Genomic DNA, 20,821 nt, shown 5'->3' with positions numbered 1-20,821 from the left:
GTCATGCGTTTGCCCTGTATTCGTTTAATAAACCTGAGTTTCTTTACCGGCGTTCTCGCCGGGGTGCCCGAGATCGCTCTGCGGGCGCTTCGCGGGGTTCACCACGGCGGAAATGGCGTTGAGCGCATTGCTCAGCACCTCGTCGTAAGGGGCTCTGGCGTCCAGCTCGATGATGCGCGAACCGTTGTATTGCAGGCGCACCATGGCGGCGATCTTGTCTTTCAGCTCTTCGTAACTGTGATCGGGCTTGCGGGAAAAGGCCGTATCGACGTCGATATCAAGGCGAATGATCAGCTCCGGCCGATAGACGGCCATGCGTTGATATAAACGGCGTTCGCGCGCCGCCAGGCGGCTTAATAGCCACCCTTTTGCGCGTTCCACGCCGATGCCGGGCCCATCGTAGTAAAAACCTGAGATTTCCGCCTGCGGGTAGCGATCGCTGATCACCAGAACGCCGCTCTGCGCCAGCCGCCGCACCTTGCGCAGGTTGGATGCGCGCCACAGCGAAAAGCCGTACATGATCAGCGCCGCCCACAGCGCCGGCGGCCTGTTGCTCATGCGCTGGGTTTTGTCGGATTTGGCCGCCAGGCGCCGTTCCAGCCACACGCCGATGAACGGCAAACGCTTGATTTTGTCGCCGTCTTCGCCGGAGATCAGCCCCAAATAGCGCCGCTCCGTGGGGCGATGTTGCTGCAGGTTTTTCACCAGGTCGGCGGTCAGCGTGGACTTGCCCGTGCCGTCGCTGCCCACCACGGCAATCAGCCCGGTGATGCAGGTGGGAGAGGTATCCTGTTCGGCGGTGAGTTTATTTTTTTTCATCTGTTTCGGTACGGAAAGGTTATTTGTCGGCTAGGCATTGGCGGCCCTCAGCGATATTTTAACGGCGTGCAGCGATGCGTCGAAAATACGGTCGGCCGGTTCGCGGCCGTCTAAATCCAATATGTTAGCGCCGTTAAACGTCAGGTGCGGGATGACGGCGATCTTTTCACGCAACGCCGCCAGCGAGTGATCGGGTTTGCGTGAATAGGCCGTTTGTTCGTCAATATCCAGCCGAATTAATAATAAGGGCTGATAAGACGCCATCCATTGGTACAGGTTTTGTTCGCGCTTTCTCAGCCAGCGGATCCAGCGATTGCCGCCGGCGGTTTTCGCCAGCTGCGGGCCATCGAAACGAAACCCCGCCACTTCGGCTTGCGGATAACGATCGGTGATCAGTAATGCGCCGCTGCGGCTTTTCTTCAGCATGCGACGGAATTTATAAACGCGCCAATAGGAGAGTAAAAATATCACCAGCGCCGTGGCATTATCCGGCGGTGTGGAAGGGCGCTCATGCACGCGTTCCGATTTCTTCAGCAAATAACGCCCGAAGGGCGCGCCAATAATCGGCAGCGAACTGATCCATTCGCCAATACGCCCGGAAGACTGGCCGAGATACAGCAGTTCGGCAGGTTCTTGTGCCGATAAAGCGTTGACCAGGCTGGCGGCTAACGTGGATTTTCCCGAGCCGTCACAGCCGGTTATCGCTATTACGCGCACGGGCGAGCGATCAGATGAAGGTCTTATCTGCTGACTCACAATAATTGATCCAATGCGAAAAAAACTATTGTATTCCAATACGCCTTGGGTTCAAGATATTTATTGTGCTTTGCTGCGATAAAATAATGAGATCGGTATTCTTTTTCGTTATTTGAATTGATATTCATGGCGTTTGTTCTTGTTATTTTGTGCTAATTGTTCGTGCGTGGGCCGGTTTCGCTTTTTATGTTAATTCTCGGCATGGCTCACGGCGAAAAAAGAGCAGAGGTTTTCAATTTTCGCTTAATCTTTTGTGCTTTTTGGCGCTGCGTATGGCAAATTTTTTTTCACGCAGCCACCGCGGCAATGATAAGCGATCGTTCGCTTCAAATATGGCACGCCGTTTCTGGTGTATTGAAAGAGAGTCTTATTATGAGTGCAAAATTTCCGCCGCTGATTGCGGTTATCGGCAGCGACGGATCGGGTAAGTCCACCGTTTGTGAACATCTGATCGAGTATGTGAAACATTATGGCCCGGCGGTGCAGGTGCATCTGGGCAAACAGGCGGGTAACGTCGGGCGCGCGGCGGCGAAATTGCCGCTGCTCGGGCGCTCGGTGGGCAAGGCTATCGAGAGCAATACCAAAAAAGTCAAAACGAAAAAATCCCGGATTGGCCTGTTGCCGTCGGCGGTGATCATCGCTTTCGTGGGGCGGCGGCTGCTGCGTTTTCGCCGCATGCTGGCGTATCGCCGGCAAGGGTTCATCGTGTTGACCGACCGTTTTCCGCAGGCGCAGATCCCTGGCGCTTACGACGGCACGGTTTTTCCCGTCGACGTTGAAGGCAGCCGTTTCGTCCGTTGGCTGGCGGCGCGTGAACGGGCGGCGTTTCAATGGATGGCGGGGCAAAAACCGGATCTGGTGCTCAAGCTGAATGTCAGTCTGGACGTGGCCTGCGCGCGCAAACCCGATCACCGCAAAGCGGCGCTGGAGAAGAAGATCGCCGTCACGCCGCTATTGACGTTCGAAGGCGCCGACATCGTGGATCTCGATGCCGATCGGCCGATCGAGGAGGTGCTTTCGGCGGCGGAAAAAGCCATCGCGGAATTTATGGCGGCGCAGGGGTATCGCTATTCGGCTGATGGGGTATCAACGGCTGCGCACTGAGGTGCGCATCGATTCGGCAGGGCGGCGTGGCCATTTTCGGCACCGCCGCCGCGGCCGAGAAGGAAAGACTTTATTTTTTCAGCGCCGCAAAGGCGCGCACGATGGTGTCGATTTCTTCATCGCTGTGCGCGGCATTGACGCTGCAGCGCAGCAGGGTCACGCCCGCCGGCGCGGCCGGTGGCAGCACCAGGTTCACATAGACGCCGTGGGCGATCAGCTCGCGCCAGAAACGCAACCCTTCTTCCTTTGAACCGATCATCACCGGCACCACCGGGCTGATGCGCGGCCCCAGGGTATAGCCCAGCTCGGCGAGGCCGTGGTACAGGCGGTGCGCATTGCTCCACAGTTTTTCCCGCAGCTCGGGATGGCGGGCGATTTTTTGCAGCGCCGTGCGCACCGAAGCGATGCTGGACGGCGACGGCGAAGCGGTAAAGATATACGGCCGGCTGCTGTAGCGCAGCACGTCCATCCCCTTGCCGCCGACGGCGAAACCGCCGATCGAAGCCAGGCTTTTGCTGAAAGTGCCCAGGATGATATCCACGTCTTGCTCGACGCCCAGCGCTTCGGCCAGGCCGCGGCCGTGCTCGCCCATTACGCCGAAGGAGTGCGCTTCGTCGACCAGCAGATACCCGCCCAATCGCCGCTTGATGTCGACGATTTCCACCAGCGGGGCGACGTCGCCCAGCATGCTGTAGATGCCTTCCACGATAATGATCGCCTCGCGGGCGCGTTCGCCCAGGCGCACCATGCGGCGCTCCAGATCGGCGGCGTCATTGTGGCGGAAGCGAATAATTTCCGCGCCGCCGAGGGCGCAGGCGTCGTAAATGCTCGCGTGGCTGTCCGCGTCGATCAGCACCACGGCACCCGGCCCCGCCAGCGTGCTGATGACGCCCAGGTTGGCGGTATAGCCGGTGGAGAACACGATGGCGCTCGGGCGATCGAAGAATTCCGCCAGCTCCCGTTCCAGCGTCAGGTGCGATCCGTAACTGCCGTTCGCCATGCGCGAGCCGGTGGTGCCGGTGCCGAGCGCGGCCAGAGCCGCCTGGCCGGCGGCGATCGCCTGCGCATCGAACGTCAGGCCAAGGTAATTATTGGTGCCGGCGAGGACAATCTTTTGATCGCCGATGCGCCCCTGGGTGGCGGAATACACTTCGTCGATACAGGTGCCGAACGGATTCAGACCGGACGTTTGAAATTGTTCACGGTCATTGGCGAGCCGCGCAAACTTATCATACAGTCCCATGGTGTTTCTCCAGATAAGGGCGCAGCGCGTCAAGCAGTTGCTCAGGCGTTCTGACATCAAGCAATATATTGATCGGAATGGAGATATCTAATTCATCTTCCAGCATCATCAGCAGATCCAAGACTCTGATGGATTCCAGGCCAAGATCATTGACGAGATCGCTATCAGGTTTTATTTCCACTCCGCCTTCGACGATACCTTGCAAACACGTCAGGATATAATCCATTACAGCATCGCGATTTAGCATAAGAACGTTGACACACCTCTACTTGGAATAATTAAAACAGCCCTTCACGCAGCGCGCGTTCCAAACTCACCTGTGGAAACCAATTAATCTGTTGCGACAGCGCCTGATTACTGGCGGACCAGTCGCGATGCGTTAATTCGCGTATTTTGCTGCGCGTCAGCATCGGCTCTTTTTTTACCAGGCGGTTCCACACCACGCTGATATCCGCCAGGGCTTTCAGCAGCGGCAGCGGAATGCCCACCAGACGCACCGGCCCGTGACGCACGGCGGCGCCGATGTCCCGCAGGCGCAGCCAGTTATAGCCTTCGGCCACGCCGTCGCACAGTTCGTAAATATTTGGCTGCGCGGGTTCGGTCTGCACCCATTGGCTGACCGCCTTTGCCAAATCGCTCACGTGCAGAAAAGAGAGCCTGGCGTCAGGCGCGCCCAGGCGGGGCAGCACGCCGCGCAGCAGGCCGTTGAACAGCGGTTTCAGCTCTTTATCGCCGGGCCCGTAAACCGCCGTCGGGCGGAAAATCCCCAGCGCGATATCGCCCGTGGCGGCGATGAGTTGCTGCTCGGCGGCCTGTTTTGAATGGGCGTACCAGGACAGCGCCGGATGGCGGGCCGCCAGCGACGACATGAACAAGAAGCGATTGCAGCGGCCGTTCTGTTTGGCCGCCTGCATCAAATTCAGGCTGCCGGTGACGTTGCAGCGGGTGAACACCGCTTCAGCATGCCCGCGCACCTGGCCCGCACAATGCACGACGCACTCCGCGCCGCGCACCAGTTCGGTGAGCGAGGGCCGATCTTCCAGCGCGCCGGGGATCCACTGCAGGTTGTCTGCGGCGGCTTTTCCGGCTTGCCGCGTCAGGGCGCGCACGCTAAACCCTTGCGCCAGCAGTTCCTGGACGATATGCCGGCCGATAAAGCCGGTCGCGCCCGTCACTGCCACGGTGCCGCTCATTGCGCGAAACCGGCCAGCTGCGGCATTTGCGGGTAGAGCGAAGCGCTCAGCCAGCGTTTCTTGGCCTCCGCGCGTGCGGGTTTACCCGACGACGTGCGGGGAATGCTGTGCGGCGGCAGCAGCTCGATGTCCACCGCAATGCCGAACTCGCTTTGAATGCGCGCGCTCAGCGAATGCACGATTTGTTCACGGCGTTCTTCCGAACTGACTCGACACTGGATCTGCAAAATGATCCTGGCCGCTTCGTCGTGTTCTTCGGTCACGAAGGCAATCGCATCGCCGGAACGGATTTCCGGTTCGGATTCCGCGACGTACTCAATATCCTGCGGCCAGATATTGCGGCCGCGAATAATGATCAAATCCTTCTTGCGGCCGGTGACGTACAGATAGCCGTCCAGCAGATAGCCGAGATCGCCGGTGTCCATCCAGCCGGTCACCTGGATCTGCTGCTGGGACTCATCGTCGCAGAAATAGCCGTTCATCAGGCTGGGGCCGGAAATCGTGATATGGCCGACCTGACGTTCCGGCAGCGGTTGCCCGGTTTCGCTGCGGATCTCGATGCGGTGGCCGGGCAGCGCACGGCCGCAGTTGACGAAGGTCGAGACGGCGCGGGTTTTCTTGCCCGGCGCGACCGCTTTACCCTCGTATTCCAAAATATCGCGGTCGACCTCGTTGGTTTGCGGGCCGGAGCAAGGGTCGGAAAAACTCACCGCCAGGGTGTTCTCGGCCAGGCCATAGCACGGCATGAAGGCTTTGCTGTCGAAGTTGATGCTGCTGAAGTGTTCGCCAAACTGGGCGAGCAGCTCGGCCGGGATCGGCTCGGCGCCCACGCCCGCAACCCGCCAGCTGGAAAGATCCAGATCGGCCAGCTCTTTGGCGTTGCTGCGGCGCAGACACAGATCGTAGCCGAACGGCGGGGCGACGGACACCGTGCCGCGATTCTTGGCGATCAGTTTCAGCCACTGCATCGGGCGCATGGCGAAATCTTGCGTGCGCAGGTAGTCGACGGACAGCTGGGTCGCCACCGGCGTAAGCAGGAAACCGACCAGGCCCATATCGTGATAGAAGGGCAGCCACGAAACGCAGCGGTCGCCGGCGCGCAACTTGATCCCGTCGCGACTGATCGCGTTCAGGTTCGCCATGGCCGCCCGCTGGGTAATGATCACGCCGCGCGGAAAGCGGGTGCTGCCCGAGGTGTATTGGAGATAGGCGATATCGTCGGGCGAAGGCGCCGGCAACGCGATCTCCGGCTCTGGCAAGGCGTTAAAGTCCGCGTCGCTGAGGATGTGCATCGCCGACGTGTTTTCCGTGGCCGACGCGATGAGCGGTGTCCACTCTTCGCTGCTGATGATCGCCGCGGGGTTGCAGCTGGCGATCAGCCCTTTCAGTTTGGCGGTGTAGGAGTCGCGCTGGCCAACGCCCATCGGGATCGCCAACGGCACTGCCACCAGGCCGGCATATTGGCAAGCGAAAAAGGCTTCGACGAAGCCCGGGCTGGTTTCGGCGATAAGCGCTACGCGATCGCCTTTCTTGAGCTTCAGGGACAATAAACGCCGCGCGCCCGCGATCGCTTTTTGCTGCAGCGTGCGATAGTCGAGAACGGTCACGAGTTGATTGCGACGGTCGTAAAAATTCATTCCCGTATTACCGAGTGCCGCGTAATCCAACGCGTCCACTAACGTGGGGAAGTCCGCATAGCGCATGGGAAGAGAATGAACGGAACTTGTTTCAGACATAGACAAACTTAGCCATAGATTAAAAATCACCAAAAGAGAGAAATCACTCTTGGCGAGGTAATTGATGTTTTACTATGAATAGGTTTTGAATAAGTTTGTTATTCAACCATCTTCATTCCGCGAACAGCGTATATTGCCGTGCTCGAGCGGCATGCCGGTTATTAACCGGGCAGAGCGTAAGTAGCCCGAGTCATCAGCCTTGAGCGGCACCCTGGCGAGATATGAGAGACTATTGTAATATCCGGACTTCGCCGTTCTTTAGTCTGCATCTGTCGGGCAGGAAATAACTGTCGGCTCATAGGTTATGACCTCATGCATGGCTATCTTGGAACTTAAACACTTCCTAAACAGTATGCCGCAAGAAATTCAAAAGTGAACGATTCATTTAAGGCTAATCTTAAAAATAGCATTAAGTGGTAAAAATGGCGGCGCACCTCCTGATTAAAGTCGGTACACTAAAAGCGGCGAGTTTCTTTTACCATAACAGCACGAAATAATAAAAGAGCACTATTAGCGTAGCCTGGCTGCGCCGCTTTCTGTTTCCTTTTTTTATCAATTATGGACATCACAGGGTGAATGTCAGGCAACACGTTGCTGATTCGCCGAGGGGGAATATTCGGTTTTTCTTATCAGTGAGCCGGAGGCAATACACAATTCAATAAAAGGCAACAGCATAAAAAATGCTAAAGGCGTTGTCGCGTGCTTATTTAATTATTTTATTAAAACGTAAGGCTATTTATGATCCGTATTGAGAAAGTTCTGGATAAACGCGAACTTAAAGAATTTATTGCTTTCCCCTCGCAACTGTTTCGCGATGATCCGAACTGGATTGAGCCGCTGCATGTAGAGCGCGAAGAGCACCTGTCAAAGAAGAATCCCGGGACCGACCATATTGAATGGCAGGCATGGGTGGCCAAAAAACAGGGCAAAGTGGTTGGACGCATCACTGCGCAAATCGATTCTCTGCACCGGGAGCTGCATGGTGAGGATACCGGCCATTTCGGCATGATTGACGCCGTTGACGATCCCGCCGTGTTCAGCACCTTATTCACGGTAGCGGAGGAGTGGCTGAGGTCGAAAGGCGCGCGTAAAATCACCGGGCCATTCAGCCTCAATATCAATCAGGAAAGCGGCCTGTTGGTCGAAGGGTTCGATACCCCGCCTTCCGCCCTGATGACGCACGCGAAACCTTACTACGCGGCCCAGATAGCGCAGCAGGGCTACAGTGAAGGGATTGATTTGCTTGCCTATTGGATGAAAAGAACCGACCTGCATTTTTCGCCGTCGTTAACCCGGATGATGGATCAGGTGCGTAAAAAGGTGACCGTCCGCCGTCTCAATCGCAAGCGCTTTCGCGAGGAGATGCAGGTGCTGCGCGAGGTGTTCAACTCCGGGTGGCAACATAACTGGGGGTTTGTCCCGTTCACCGAGCACGAGTTCGCCACCATGGGGGATCAGCTGAAGTTCCTGGTGCCCGACGATATGATCCATATCGCCGAGGTGGATGGCGCCCCCTGCGCTTTTATCGTCGGTCTGCCGAACATTAACGAAGCGATTGCCGATCTGCAGGGGCGTTTATTGCCGTTCGGCTGGGCGAAGCTATTGTGGCGCCTGAAAGTCAGCGGCGTGCGCACCGCGCGCGTGCCGTTGATGGGCGTACGCCAGGAATATCAATTCAGCCGTATCGGGCCCATTATTGCGCTGCTGCTGATTGAGGCGCTGCGCGAGCCTTTCGCGAAGCGCAATATCGACGCGCTGGAAATGTCGTGGATCCTGGAAACCAATACCGGCATGCGGACGATTTTAGAACGCATCGGCGCGGTGCCGTACAAGCGTTACCGCTTGTACGAGAAAACGCTTTAAGCGGCTGATATCGCGTCCCCTTTTTACGCTCCCAGAATAATAACCGCGCCAGGGCATTTTCGGGCGGTGGCGTTTCAGGAGCAGGGGGACGGCGAGTGAGTGAATGCATCGTTTCCTGAAAGAGAACGGTTAAGGTTTTTAATTAATAAACTCGAGATAAATTCACGCTGCGTGATTTATTTGTGAGTGACTGTCGTAGTTTTGACGAGAGCTGATTGTATGCCTGTGGAAAAGAAAAAAGGAATAAGCCGATTAACCTACAGCATTAGGAATTCCTGGGCCGGGTTTATTGATGCTGTGCTTACCGAAGATGCGTTCCGCCAATTATTGGTTATTAACGCCATTTTACTGGTTGTTACATTTGGTTTAGATATTACAAATATAGAAAGGCTGTTATTAATCACCTGCAGTTTTCTGCTATTGGTGGTTGAGCTGCTTAATACGGCGATTGAAACCGTGGTCGATCGCATTTCGCTGGAATTGCATCCGTTATCCAAACGCGCCAAAGATTTGGGCGGCGCAGCGCAGCTGGTAGCCGTGGTGATGACTATCATTATTTGGGGAATGGTGCTGCTGGGGCGATAGGGGCTTGGGTGGTTCAACCACCCAGTCGGTGAACGTGGCGATATAAGCGGTTATCATCGCTGTTTTGCGTCTTCTGCCATTTCAGCAAGGAGAGTATGCCGCTATGCCCGTGAATTTTGATCTCAACGATCTCTATGCGTTTCGCGCGCTGGTGGAGTACGGCAATTTTCGGCTGGCCGCGGAGTCCATCTGCCTGTCGCAGTCGGCGCTGAGCCGCAGGATTGAGAAGCTGGAAAACGCGCTGGACAGCAAACTGTTCGATCGCACCACCCGGCGCGTGACCTTGACGCTGTACGGGCAGGCTTTTGCCGAGCGTTCGGATCAGCTGCTGATGAACGTCGAAGCGGTGTTGGCCGATATCGACAAGGTCAGCCAGGAGCGGGTGGGGCTGGTTACCGTCGCCACGGTGCCCTCGGCGGCCTACTATTTCATGCCCGACGTGATACGCCGTTTCCGGCTGCGCTATCCGCGCGTGCGCGTCAAGCTGATCGACGGCAGCGCAGGTCATGTCATCGAGGCGGTCACCGGCGGCCAGGCCGATTTCGGCATCTGCTTCGCCGGGCGGCTGCAGCCTAATCTTGAATTTGTGCCGTTGGTGGGGGACGTCTACGTGGCCGCCTGCCGGCGCGACCATCCGCTCGCCGCTAAAAAGAGCCTCACCTGGCAAGAGTTCTATCAGCAGGATTACGTCTCGCTGGATAAAACCTCCGGCAATCGCAATCTGCTCGATCAGCGCCTGGAACACCTCGTGCCGGAACGCCCCAGCGTGTGTGAAACTCGCCATGTGACGACCATGCTGGGCATGGTTGAGGCGGGCATCGGCATTGCCGCCGTGCCCGCCATGTCGATGCCTGCTTCAGAGCACTCGGTGTTGACGTCGGTGCCGCTGGTCGATCCGGTGGTGAAACGTACCGTGGGTCTCATCAGACGCGGCGGCCGCATGCAGTCTTTCGTCGCCGCCGAGCTGGAAAAGCTGATTACTGAACAGTATCACTCTGCCTGACCGGCTGCGGCGCCGGCACGGTTCGCATGCCGGTCGCGCGAATGGTCGGCTGCGCCTGAGGGGAAGCGAGGAAGTCCAGCAGCGCTTTGCCTTCGCGGCGGTGCTCCGCCTTGGCGGTCACCGCGCCCGCGAAGCGGGTGATGTACTGCACGTTTTCCGGCAGCTCGCCGATAAAGGTGACGCCCGCCACGGGCAGCAATTCGCTGACCTGCTGGAAGCCCAGCGCGTATTTCCCCTGCGCCACTTCAGAGGCCACCGGAATGCGCTCAACCTTATGTGCTTTCCCTTTCACCTGTTCCTCTATGCCCAGCTTTTTGAACAGTTGGCCGCTGACATAGCGGCCGCTGGCGCTGTCGGAATAGGCGAAAGAGTCAGCCTGCAGCAGGACATTGCGCAGCTCGGCATCCGTTTTTATCACCGGCTTGGGCGCGCCCTGTTTCACCACCATGCCGATCGGCGAATCGGCCAGCTCCACGCGTGAACCCGGCTGGGTCCAGTGCTCTTTTTCCAGTTGGGTGAGCGCGTCGCCCACCATGATCAGCACATCGGCTTGCTCTCCGCGCGCCAGCCGCGCGGGGATCGCCTGCGGCGTTTTGCCCATCGAGGGGCCGGACACCAGAATGATTTTGTCGCCGCTTTGGGCTTCATACTCCGGAGCCAGCTTCTCTAGTGCGGCTTTGAAGCCGCCGGAGATCATGACGGTCACGTCTTTGGCCAGCGCCGCCGTACTGCAGGAGGCGCACACCAGCGCGGCGAGGATCGAACGAGTGAGTTTTTGCATGGCATTATTCCTTTTGAGATGGCGGCTTATCGCGCGGTTTGCAGCGGCATGGCGATGCGGCGATACATATACAGCGTCGCCAGCAGGGCGCACAGCGCGGCGAAGCTCATCCAGTAGCCCGGTGAAGCCTTGTCGCCGGTGTATTCGATCAATGCGGTGGAGACCACCGGCGTAAAGCCGCCGAACACCGCCGTCGCCAGGCTGTAGGCCAGCGAGAACCCGGCCACCCGCACTTCCGTTGGCATGATCTCCGTCAACGCCGGGATCATGGCGCCGTTGTAGAGGCCGTAAATGAAGGACAGCCACAGCAGCACGGCCAGCATCATGCCGAAGCTGGGGGCGGCGGCGAGCAGGCTCAGCGCCGGGTAGGCGGTGGCCAACGTCAGCAACGTCATGGCGACCAGCACCGGTTTGCGGCCGAAACGATCCGACAGCGCGCCGCCGATGGGCAGCCAGATGAAGTTAGAGATCGCCACCAGCAGGGTGACCAGCAAGCTGTCGGAGGCGCTGAGCAGCAGCACCTTTTTGCCGAAGGTCGGTGCATAGACGGTGATCAGGTAAAACGCGGTGGTGGTCATGGCGACCATCAGCATGCCGGCGATCACCACCGGCCAGTTTTTCAGCAGGGTTTTAAACACGTCGCGCATCGCCAGGTGGTGACGGCGAGCGGTAAATTCCTGCGTCTCTTCCAGCTTGCGGCGCAGGAAAAAGATGAAGGGAACGATCAGGCAGCCGAACAGGAAAGGCAGGCGCCAGCCCCATTCGCGAATGGCGCTTTCTTCCAGCGCCGCATTGAGCGCGAAGCCCATGGCCGCCGCCACCATGATAGCCACCTGCTGGCTGCCGGACTGCCAGCTGGTGTAGAAGCCTTTACGGCCCGGCGTGGCGATTTCGGCCAGATAGACGGACACGCCGCCCAGCTCCGCGCCCGCCGAGAAGCCTTGCAACAGACGCCCGCACAGCACCAGCAGCGGTGCCCAAAGCCCGATGCTCTGGTAAGAGGGGATCAATACGATCAGGAAGGTGCCCGCGGCCATGATCGACAGGGTCACGATCAGCCCTTTGCGGCGGCCGACTTTATCGATGTAAGCGCCCAGCACGATGGCGCCGATCGGGCGCATCAAAAAGCCCGCGCCGAACACCGCAAAGGTCATCATCAGCGAGGCGAACTCGCTGCTGGCCGGGAAAAAAGTGTGTGCGATGTAGGTAGCGTAAAAGCCGAACAGGAAAAAATCGAACTGCTCTAAAAAGTTGCCGGAGGTGACGCGCAGTATCGCGCCGGATCTGGCCCGGATGGTCATGGGTGAGGTAGAGGAATGCATCGTTATCTCCAGTTTGTTATTGGCGCCTGACGCCGCGCCTGTTGCTGAAGACTCGCTCAGGAAAATAAAGTAAATAAGCGCAATAAACGCATGGCGCGATGCGTTTGGCGCATCAATCGGCGTTAACAATGTTGCCTAACCCGATGTAACGTGGCGTTAACAAGTTTGCCGCTCACCGCCCGCAGCGCAGAACGCCGAAAACGTTATGCGCTTTTTGTGACAGGGTTCATAAAGGGGCGGCGGGGAAACGCCCCGTGCCTCTGAACGATTATTCGATACCGCGCGTAAAAAGGTGAATGCCCCGTACTGCGTTTGCAAAATGCGTGGATGTACGTTCAGCCTTGCAGTAACAACGCATGCCTTTGCATGCTATCCCAGCGCCTCTCTGCTATAGCTTTACATCTATATAGCTATTGATCTATATTTTAGGGAGGTCCCGTGTGGGAAATTAAAACAACGGATGCATTTGATCATTGGTTCAGATCACTCAGCGATGCCGACCGGGCCTGCGTGCTTGCTGCATTGATGGTCCTGCGGGAAAAAGGGCCCGCTTGCCCAGACCCTATGCCGATACGGTTAAAGGCTCGCGTTACAGCAACATGAAAGAGCTGCGTATTCAGAGCCGTGGCGAACCGTTGCGGGCATTCTTCGCCTTCGATCCGTACCGCGTCGGCATGGTGCTTTGCGCGGGCAATAAAGCGGGCGATGAAAAACGTTTTTACGATCGAATGCTGCAGATTGCCGATCGGGAATTCACGAATTGGCTGAACACACTAAAAGAGAAGGAGTGACGCGATGGGCAGAACGCTGGAACAGCTTATTGCGGAGGAAAAGCCCGAGGTCGTGGCCGAAGCGCAGGCAATGGCGACGGACATTATGCTGAACATCCATCTTGCCGAGCTGCGCGAGAAGGTGCAGAAAACCCAGGTTGAAATGGCGCAGGCGCTGGGTATCAGGCAACCGACCGTCGCCGTGATGGAAAAACCGGGCCGCGATCTGAAACTGTCTTCGCTTAAACGCTATGTTGAGGCGGCCGGCGGCAAACTGCGCCTGGATGTCGAACTGCCGGACGGTTCGCACTACGAATTTGTGCTGTAAGCGCTAACGGCAGAAAAGCACAAAGCCCGCTCAGGTCTTCCTGAGCGGGCTTTTCTCAACCAGAGTTTCTCTGACAGGAGACGATACCTGTGCCTGTCGGAGTGGATTCAGGCGGCAGCACGCTATTTGGGCTTCTGCGCGTCGTTAAACCTAAGCACATCGATAAGCAAAGAAAAGGCCGATCCTGGGTGCTTGCGGTGTGGGTAGTAAAGATGATACCCCGGTAAGTCCGGGGTGAACTTGTCCAGCACGCGGACGAGTTTTTTCTCGTCAAGGGCGTTCTGCACCTGATCGCAAGGCAGGTAGGCCAGGCCGTGCCCGTCGAGAGCGGCGTCCAGGATCAGGTCGATGGTGTTTAACAACAGTTGGCCTTCCATGCGAACCCGAACTTCACGTCCGCCGCGCATGAGCCGCCAACGGTTGGCGGTGCCCGATGTAGGAAGATAGAGGTTAATCGCCTGATGATCGACCAGTTGCGCCACCGAGGTCGGGGTGCCTCGCCGGGCAAGATAATCCGGCGCGCCAACGATCGCCATCGGAATATCAGGCCCAATCCGCACGGCAATCATATCCTTATCCATCTCTCCCCCCAGACGGACGCCGGCATCGAAACGTTCTGCGACCACATCGCTAAGACCATAATCGATGATGAGCTGCACGTTAATTTCTGGGTGAGATTTCAGCAGCATGCGCATGGCGGGCAGCAAAAGGGTTTTAGCGGCATGCTCCACCGTGGTGATGCGTATGGTGCCGGAAGGGCGGTTGCGCAGCTCGCCCAGTGAAGTCATGACGGAATCCAGGTCTTGCAGCATGGGACCCAGGGTCGACAAGAGCTGCTCTCCGGCCTCGGTGGGCACTACGCTGCGCGTGGTGCGCGTCAGCAGACGAAACCCCAGCCGTTCTTCGATGCGGCGGACGATCTGGCTTAACGCTGACTGCGCCATGCCCAGGCGGGCCGCGGCCCGGGTGAAGCTGCGCTCCTCGGCGACCACCACAAATGCCACCAAATCGGCTATCTCATCACGTTTCATCTCTGTTTTCCGTTCGGCTGATTAATCATTTAAGTGATAGGTCTAATCATTATTTTGGGTCTAATCATCTTAATGTTCAATGTCTATAGTGAGAATCAGAAACGATGCAGTTAACCGACCACCCTGATGAGGAACCGGATGATGAACCAGAAAATCAGCTTCACGAATAGCAATAACCCAACCATCGATCTTTCCGCAGTGCTCTACTTCCCGCCGGCCTTCGACGCGGGCCGTCAGTATCCGGCCATCGTCGTTTCTCACCCGGGGGGCGGCGTGAAAGAGCAAACCGCCGGCACCTATGCCGCAAAACTGGCGGAGCAGGGGTTCGTGACCGTGGCTTACGATGCCTCTTATCAGGGGGAAAGCGGCGGTGAACCCCGTCAGTTGGAAAACCCTTATATCCGCACCGAAGACGTCAGCGCGGTGATTGATTACCTGACCACGCTGCCTTATGTCGACAACGAGCGCATTGGCGCGATGGGCATTTGCGCCGGTGCGGGCTATACCGCCAACGCCGCGATCCAGGATCGCCGCATCAAGGCCATCGGCACCGTCAGCGCCGTCAATATCGGCTCGATGTTCCGCAACGGGTGGGAAAACAATGTGAAGTCCATTGATGCGCTGCCGTACGTTGAGGCGGGCTCCAACGCCCGCACCGGCGATATCAGCAGCGGTGAACATGCCACCATGCCGCTGGCGCCGATGAAAGAATCCGATGCGCCGAACGAAGAGCTGCGCCAGGCCTGGGAGTATTACCACACCCCGCGCGCGCAATATCCGACGGCGCCCGGCTATGCGACGCTGCGCAGCCTCAACCAGATCATTACCTACGACGCCTACCATATGGCCGAAGTGTATCTGACCCAGCCGATGCAGATCGTGGCGGGCAGCGTGGCGGGCAGTAAATGGATGAGTGACGATTTATACGACCGCGCCGCGAGCAGCGACAAGCGTTACCACATCGTCGAAGGCGCGAATCATATGGAATTGTATGACGGTAAAGCCTATGTCGCCGAAGCCGTTTCCGTCCTGGCGCCGTTCTTTGAGGAGACGCTGTAATGAAAAATATCCGCATCCAAAACGCCGATATGGCCTGGCACATCGCCGCCCACATTCAGCTGCCGCCGGGGTTCGATGAATCCAAGCGCTACCCGACGGTGGTCAGCGTCCATCCTTTCGGCAGCTGCAAGGAACAAACCTCCGGCAATGTTTACGGTAAGGCGTTGGCGGAGCAGGGGTACGTCGTTATCGCCTATGACGCCAGTTTTCAGGGGGAGTCGGGCGGGGCGCCGCGCTGGATAGAAGATCCGACCCAGCGGGTGGAAGACATCAGCCGCGTCATCGACTATGCCGTCACCTTGCCGTATGTCGATGCGGAGCGTATCGGCGTGCTGGGCATTTGCGGCGGCGGCGGTTATGCCGTCAATGCCACGCTGACAGAGAAACGCATCAAAGCCGTGGTGAGCATCACCGGCGTTAATATTGGGCGACTCTTCCGCGAAGGCTTCAGCGGCTACGATCCGCTGGGCGCGCTGAGCGCGATGGCTGCGCAGCGCACCCGGGAAGCGCGGGGCGGAGAGCTTCAGGTCAATGAACTGCTGCCCGCCAGTCCTCAAGAGGCAACGGCCCATGGGCTCACCGAACGCGACGTTTTCGAAGCGACAGACTATTACAAGACCGCGCGCGGTCAACAGCCGGGTGGCGCGACGCGCATGTTGTTCTCGCATGCGCAAAAAACGCTGGCCTGGGATGCCTTCGCCTTTACCGAGGTGCTGCTGACTCAGCCGGTGATGGTGGTGGTGGGCGAGAAAGTCGGTGCCTTCGGCGCCTATCGCGATGGCATGGAAGTCTATGGGCGCGCAACGGCTTCAGCGCATCGCGAGCTGGTCTCGTTAGCGGACTTTTCACATTACGAGCTGTATGACAAACCGGAAGCCGTTCGCGCAGCGATGGACAAGGTGCTGCCGTTTTTGGCCGCGCACCTGGGTGAATAACCGATGGAGAACACCATGAAGAATGTATTGATCCTTGGCGCCGGCGGCCAAATCGCCCGCCATGTTATCGACAGATTGGCGGATGAACAGTCGCTTGTGCAAACGTTGTTCGCTCGCCAGCCGGAAAAAATCCGGTCGCGCCCGGCCAACGGCCGGATCCTTATCGGCGATGTGTTGAATCCGTCCGCATTGGAACAAGCGATGCAGGGCCAGGATCTGGTGTATGCCAACCTGACGGGAGAGGATCTGGATGTGCAGGCTGAGGCGGTGATTGCCGCCATGCAGGCCAGCGGCGTCAAACGCCTGATCTTCGTTCTTTCGCTGGGGATTTATGATGAGGTCCCGGGAAAATTCGGTGAATGGAACAACGCGATCATCGGTGAGCCCCTCAAGCCATTTCGTCGGGCGGCTGACGCGATTGAAGCCTCCGGGCTGGACTACACCATTCTGCGCCCGGCCTGGTTAACGGATGAAGACCTGGTTGACTATGAGCTTACCGCCCGCGATGCGCCGTTCAAAGGAACCATCGTATCGCGCAAGAGCGTCGCCGCTTTAGTTGCCGACATCATCGAGCAACCGAAAAAACATCTGGGTGAGAACATCGGCGTCAACCAGCCGGGCACTGACGGTGACAAGCCGTATTTTATGTAAATACCCGCCATAAAATTTTTCTATAGAGGCAGGACGATGGAGATGAACAGTCTCAGCGGTAAAGTCGCTGTTATCACCGGGGCTTCAAGCGGTATTGGTGAAGCTGCCGCCCGCCGATTGGTTGCGGAAGGCGTTTCGGTCGTGCTGGTAGCAAGACGCAAAGAGCGAATCGGAAGCCTGGCTGCCGAACTGGGCGGGGCCGCCGTCGCCTTTGACGCTGACGTTGCTGATTTAGCTCAGGTCCGGTCACTTTTTAATGAGGTGAAGAGCCGCTTCGGCGGTGTGGATCTGCTTTTCAACAACGCGGGCATGGGGATTTTCGGTCGGTTCGAGGAGAGCTCACCCGAGGGCTGGCAGGAGCAGATCAATGCGAATATGTACGGCGTGTTGAACTGTTCCTACGAAGCTATCCCTCTGATGAAAAATCGCTCCGGCGCAATGATCTCCACGGTATCCAGCGTCGGGGGGAAAAGCAGCGCGCCTAACTGGGCCGTGTATTGCGCCACCAAATTTGCAGTCAGGGGGTTCTGTGACGGTTTGCGGCAGGAGCTGGCTGAAGAAGGGATACGCGTGTCATTGATTCATCCGGGGGCGGTGCATACGGAATGGGGACACAATGTTTCTGCGGACATGATGCGCGAACGTCGTGATGCCATTCAGGCTCTCATGCCGGATGATGTGGCTCGTGCATTGGTCTATTCATTTGCTCAACCGCCCGGTGTATTACTCGATGACATCGTGATACGCCCTAGTTTGCAATTGACGCTTTAGTGCCTCGACACCGCGTACTGCAATGAGGCAGTACGAGTTTTTAAACCGATTAAGGTGAACAGATATGAATCGCATTTGGTTTGTCACCGGCGCCGCGCGCGGCATGGGCGCCCATATTGTCAGGGCTGCGTTGCAACAGGGAGACTGTGTGGTTGCAACGGGGCGGGATAGGGAAAAATTGCGCCGGACATGCAGCGATGTTGCAGCGGAAAAGATTGAGCTGCTGGAGCTTGATGTTCGTGATGAACATCAGGCGCTGGCGGCTGCAGATGCGGCCGTGAGCCGTTTTGGCCGCATTGATGTATTAGTGAATAATGCCGGGTTCTGTCTGTTGGGGCGCTTTGAAGAAGCGACAGCCGAACAGATAGAGCAGCAATTTTCAACCAACGTTTTCGGCATGGCCAATGTATTGCGCGCGGTGCTGCCGGTGATGCGGCGCCAGCGGAGCGGGCGCATTATCAACACCTCTTCCATCGCCGGCGTAAAAGCCGTCGCGAACGCCACATTTTATTCCGCGTCGAAGTTTGCCGTGGAAGGTATGACCCTGGCATTGGCCGATGAGGTCGCGCCTCTTGGAATTACCGTCACCGCCGTTGAGCCTGGCTTTTTCCGCACCGAATTTCTCAATGACAGTTCTGCCCGGTACGGGGAAAGAAGCATTGCCGATTATGCCGCTTTTGGCAGCGCGCGCGAGCTACTGGCATCCGCCGATGGTCAGCAACAGGGCGATCCTGCCAAACTTGCGCAGGTGATTTGCCGGTTGGTGGAAATGGACACGCCTCCGCGCCAGCTATTAATCGGTAATGATGCTATCGATTTCGTCATGCCGACATTGCAGTCCCGCATCGCAGAAACGTGGGAGTTTGAGGCGCTCAGCAAGACGACCGATTTTGATTAATGGCAGCAAGGCGCTTACCTATGTATGGAACCCTCATCGGTTTGACGGTCGTTTTGCTGGCCATTTTGGGCGTATTGGCCTCTGTCACGCTGATTGAAAATCGACAAGCCGCCCAGTTGGCCAAGATAGAGCCTCATGCGCATTCAGGAGAAAACGCATCGCGTACCGCCGTCGTTTATTTTTCTCGTTCAGGGAATACGGCGCTGGCCGCTCGCCATATCGCTCACCGCCTGGATGCACAGCTCTTCAGGCTTGATGCGCCGAACTATGCCCCTGGCTTGCCGGGGCTGGCATATGCGCTGAAAGACGCCACTTTGCTGAAAGAGCGGCAGGATGCGTTGCCCGAGATAACGCCGGCCAAGATTGACTTGACGCCGTTTGACACCCTCTGGTTGGGCTCGCCGATCTGGCTATACAGTCCGGCGCCGCCGATTTGGGCTTTTATCGAGAACAGCGATTTCAGCGGTAAACGGGTCATCCTGTTTAATACCCACAACAGCCACTTTTCGGACGAGCATATCGCGCGTTTTAAAGCCCAGGTGCTTGCACGGGGAGCAGTAACTTTCGAGCATCGCACGGTGCTGCGAGGGCGAATGACGCAGCAAATCACACCGGAACAGATGCTGCAATTTATCGATGATCGCTGGCTGGGACCCCCGCTGGCGAAGTGATTGTTTATGATTTTTGATTTTAGATCAAAATGTTAAATGCTGAGAGAATGATGAAAGATCCATTAATGCAGCCATTTTTATTTAAAAACGGTCTTGAGATGCGTAATCGCATCGTGATGGCCCCAATGACCACCTGGTCAGCCAATGATGATGAAACTATTTCAGATGCGGAGTTAGCCTATTATCGGGCACGCGCGACCGGTGTTGGGTTGGTGCTGACAGGCTGTTCCCATGTACAGCGAAATGGCATCGGGTTTACTCATGAGTTCGCGGCCTATGACGATCGCTTTATTCCGAGCCTGAAACGGCTGGCGGATGCCGCTAAAAGCGGCGGCGCGCCGGCGATCCTGCAACTCTTTCACGCGGGAAACAAAGCCGTTCCGGCCTTGATCCCCGATGGCGAGCTCGTTAGCGCCAGTGCGCTAGCCGCACCGGCAGGCCCGTTTAACGATGGCAAAAAAGCCGGCCGCGCGTTAAGCCATGATGAAATTCTGACTGTGATCCGCGATTTTGGCGAAGCCACTCGCCGCGCGATTGAGGCGGGGTTCGATGGCGTGGAATTGCATGGCGCGCATGGTTTCCTGCTCCAAAACTTTTTCTCCCCGTATTTCAATCAGCGCACGGATGAATGGGGCGGTTCGCTGGAGAATCGCATGCGTTTCCCATTGGAAGTGGCGCGCGAAGTTCGGCGAGTTATCGAACGCCATGCTACGCAGCCTTTCTTATTGGGGTATCGGTTGTCTCCGGAAGAATCCGGCGAAAAGGGACTGCGTATAGATGATTCTCTGGCGTTGGCGAACCAATTGACGGAAGAGGCGCTTATCGATTATTTGCACATCTCGCTGCACCATGTACTGACGGACACCCCTCGGGATGACGATGATGAAAAGGGGACGTTGGCAAGGTTCATTGAGCAGAATAACGGCCGTTTACCGATACTGGCCGCCGGAAAAATCACGTCGTCGGACGTGGCACGGCAAGCGCTGGATGCCGGATTGTCCATGGTCGCTTTGGGACGCGCGATGGTTATGAATCCCCAATGGGTGGAGAGAGTACAATCAGGTCATGAAGGAAGCATGAACGTCAAACTCAATTTGTCGCAAGATCCGGATGAATTACAGATCCCACATAAACTGTGGCAAGCGATTCAAAATACCCCAGGCTGGTTCCCGAGCTGAACCGCCATTGTCATGTTGTCCCTGGGGCGGTGATGATGTGCTGACATGCACCGTAAACCCTATTGAAACACCGGTTAGCGATCCAGGTAACCGGTCGTCATTCCTGGATGAATGAACCCTCTCT

At 57.3% G+C, this 20,821-nt stretch carries 21 protein-coding genes and 1 pseudogene; 13 read left to right on the top strand and 9 right to left on the bottom strand.

The features are described from left to right. Positions 1-24: 24 nt before the first annotated feature. Positions 25-819, bottom strand: coding sequence for a hypothetical protein (locus ACJ8IJ_RS04225; RefSeq protein ID WP_442518287.1), 795 nt, complete (start codon positions 817-819; stop codon positions 25-27). Positions 820-849: 30 nt separating this feature from the next. After that, on the bottom strand, positions 850-1,575 hold the full coding sequence (locus ACJ8IJ_RS04220; RefSeq protein ID WP_033645744.1) for a lipoprotein: 726 nt from the start codon (positions 1,573-1,575) through the stop codon (positions 850-852). A gap of 372 nt (positions 1,576-1,947) precedes the next feature. Here ACJ8IJ_RS04220 and ACJ8IJ_RS04215 point away from each other — a divergent pair, with 372 nt between their 5' ends. Continuing rightward, the gene (locus ACJ8IJ_RS04215; RefSeq protein WP_015378484.1) at positions 1,948-2,679 is read left to right on the top strand and encodes an ATP-binding protein; all 732 of its coding nucleotides are present in this window, start codon (positions 1,948-1,950) and stop codon (positions 2,677-2,679) included. 70 nt (positions 2,680-2,749) lie between these two features. On the opposite strand, the gene spt is transcribed toward ACJ8IJ_RS04215, so the two are convergent. Genes spt through ACJ8IJ_RS04195 form a run of 4 tightly spaced genes read right to left on the bottom strand, consistent with a single transcriptional unit; the run spans position 2,750 to position 6,851 of the window. After that, a complete protein-coding gene (spt, locus tag ACJ8IJ_RS04210; protein WP_004935542.1) occupies positions 2,750-3,922 on the bottom strand; it encodes a serine palmitoyltransferase in 1,173 nt (390 codons plus the stop codon). After that, complete coding sequence (locus tag ACJ8IJ_RS04205) at positions 3,909-4,169, bottom strand: acyl carrier protein (protein WP_004935539.1); 261 nt, start codon at positions 4,167-4,169, stop codon at positions 3,909-3,911. The genes spt and ACJ8IJ_RS04205 overlap by 14 nt, the downstream gene beginning before the upstream one ends. Positions 4,170-4,200: 31 nt before the next feature. Then, on the bottom strand, positions 4,201-5,115 hold the full coding sequence (locus tag ACJ8IJ_RS04200; RefSeq protein ID WP_004935535.1) for an NAD-dependent epimerase/dehydratase family protein: 915 nt from the start codon (positions 5,113-5,115) through the stop codon (positions 4,201-4,203). Then, positions 5,112-6,851: a fatty acyl-AMP ligase gene (locus tag ACJ8IJ_RS04195; RefSeq protein ID WP_033645743.1), complete on the bottom strand. Its 1,740-nt coding sequence runs from the start codon at positions 6,849-6,851 to the stop codon at positions 5,112-5,114. The genes ACJ8IJ_RS04200 and ACJ8IJ_RS04195 overlap by 4 nt, the downstream gene beginning before the upstream one ends. A gap of 738 nt (positions 6,852-7,589) precedes the next feature. Between ACJ8IJ_RS04195 and ACJ8IJ_RS04190 the strand changes: the two genes are divergently transcribed. From ACJ8IJ_RS04190 to ACJ8IJ_RS04180, 3 genes are all read left to right on the top strand, one after another. Next, positions 7,590-8,714, top strand: coding sequence for a hypothetical protein (locus ACJ8IJ_RS04190; protein ID WP_016927031.1), 1,125 nt, complete (start codon positions 7,590-7,592; stop codon positions 8,712-8,714). A gap of 219 nt (positions 8,715-8,933) precedes the next feature. Beyond that, positions 8,934-9,299 (top strand): diacylglycerol kinase, encoded by a 366-nt coding sequence (locus ACJ8IJ_RS04185; protein ID WP_004935528.1) that lies wholly within the window; start codon positions 8,934-8,936, stop codon positions 9,297-9,299. A 103-nt stretch (positions 9,300-9,402) separates the two neighbouring features. After that, a complete protein-coding gene (locus ACJ8IJ_RS04180) occupies positions 9,403-10,302 on the top strand; it encodes a LysR family transcriptional regulator (RefSeq protein WP_015378480.1) in 900 nt (299 codons plus the stop codon). Here the strand turns inward: ACJ8IJ_RS04180 and ACJ8IJ_RS04175 are convergent. Further along, positions 10,277-11,083, bottom strand: coding sequence for a substrate-binding domain-containing protein (locus ACJ8IJ_RS04175; protein WP_280631407.1), 807 nt, complete (start codon positions 11,081-11,083; stop codon positions 10,277-10,279). The genes ACJ8IJ_RS04180 and ACJ8IJ_RS04175 overlap by 26 nt on opposite strands. Before the next feature lie 26 nt (positions 11,084-11,109). Further along, positions 11,110-12,405 (bottom strand): MFS transporter, encoded by a 1,296-nt coding sequence (locus ACJ8IJ_RS04170; protein ID WP_004935508.1) that lies wholly within the window; start codon positions 12,403-12,405, stop codon positions 11,110-11,112. 438 nt (positions 12,406-12,843) lie between these two features. Between ACJ8IJ_RS04170 and ACJ8IJ_RS04165 the strand changes: the two are divergent. Both ACJ8IJ_RS04165 and ACJ8IJ_RS04160 read left to right on the top strand, forming a co-directional pair. Continuing rightward, positions 12,844-13,196 (top strand): annotated as a pseudogene (locus ACJ8IJ_RS04165) (type II toxin-antitoxin system RelE/ParE family toxin). A gap of 4 nt (positions 13,197-13,200) precedes the next feature. Next, a complete protein-coding gene (locus ACJ8IJ_RS04160) occupies positions 13,201-13,503 on the top strand; it encodes an XRE family transcriptional regulator (protein WP_004935502.1) in 303 nt (100 codons plus the stop codon). Between the two features lie 122 nt (positions 13,504-13,625). On the opposite strand, the gene ACJ8IJ_RS04155 is transcribed toward ACJ8IJ_RS04160, so the two are convergent. Continuing rightward, entirely contained in the window at positions 13,626-14,534 is a 909-nt protein-coding gene (locus ACJ8IJ_RS04155) for a LysR family transcriptional regulator (RefSeq protein WP_004935498.1), read from the bottom strand. 138 nt (positions 14,535-14,672) lie between these two features. On the opposite strand from ACJ8IJ_RS04155, the gene ACJ8IJ_RS04150 reads away from it, so the two are divergent. The 7 genes from ACJ8IJ_RS04150 to ACJ8IJ_RS04120 all read left to right on the top strand — a co-directional run bounded on the left by ACJ8IJ_RS04150 (position 14,673) and on the right by ACJ8IJ_RS04120 (position 20,697). After that, positions 14,673-15,593 (top strand): alpha/beta hydrolase, encoded by a 921-nt coding sequence (locus ACJ8IJ_RS04150; protein WP_031300707.1) that lies wholly within the window; start codon positions 14,673-14,675, stop codon positions 15,591-15,593. After that, positions 15,593-16,528 carry an alpha/beta hydrolase gene (locus tag ACJ8IJ_RS04145; protein WP_442518286.1) on the top strand — a complete coding sequence of 312 codons (936 nt, stop codon included), beginning with the start codon at positions 15,593-15,595 and terminating at the stop codon, positions 16,526-16,528. Before ACJ8IJ_RS04150 ends, ACJ8IJ_RS04145 begins: the two co-directional genes overlap by 1 nt. 15 nt (positions 16,529-16,543) lie before the next feature. Then, positions 16,544-17,179, top strand: coding sequence for an SDR family oxidoreductase (locus ACJ8IJ_RS04140; RefSeq protein WP_015378474.1), 636 nt, complete (start codon positions 16,544-16,546; stop codon positions 17,177-17,179). 42 nt (positions 17,180-17,221) lie between these two features. Continuing rightward, positions 17,222-17,950 (top strand): SDR family oxidoreductase, encoded by a 729-nt coding sequence (locus tag ACJ8IJ_RS04135; RefSeq protein WP_242517194.1) that lies wholly within the window; start codon positions 17,222-17,224, stop codon positions 17,948-17,950. A 64-nt stretch (positions 17,951-18,014) separates the two neighbouring features. After that, on the top strand, positions 18,015-18,848 hold the full coding sequence (locus ACJ8IJ_RS04130; protein WP_442518285.1) for an SDR family NAD(P)-dependent oxidoreductase: 834 nt from the start codon (positions 18,015-18,017) through the stop codon (positions 18,846-18,848). A gap of 20 nt (positions 18,849-18,868) precedes the next feature. Further along, positions 18,869-19,519 carry a flavodoxin family protein gene (locus tag ACJ8IJ_RS04125; RefSeq protein ID WP_076740657.1) on the top strand — a complete coding sequence of 217 codons (651 nt, stop codon included), beginning with the start codon at positions 18,869-18,871 and terminating at the stop codon, positions 19,517-19,519. A 50-nt stretch (positions 19,520-19,569) separates the two neighbouring features. After that, positions 19,570-20,697, top strand: coding sequence for an NADH-dependent flavin oxidoreductase (locus ACJ8IJ_RS04120; RefSeq protein WP_021505879.1), 1,128 nt, complete (start codon positions 19,570-19,572; stop codon positions 20,695-20,697). Positions 20,698-20,821 lie beyond the last annotated feature (124 nt).

Origin of the sequence: Serratia sp. CY40230 (genome assembly GCF_052168835.1) — a bacterium.
In the GTDB taxonomy this organism is placed as follows: Bacteria; Pseudomonadota; Gammaproteobacteria; order Enterobacterales; family Enterobacteriaceae; genus Serratia; species Serratia nematodiphila.
This window is presented reverse-complemented; position numbering and strand designations above follow the sequence as displayed.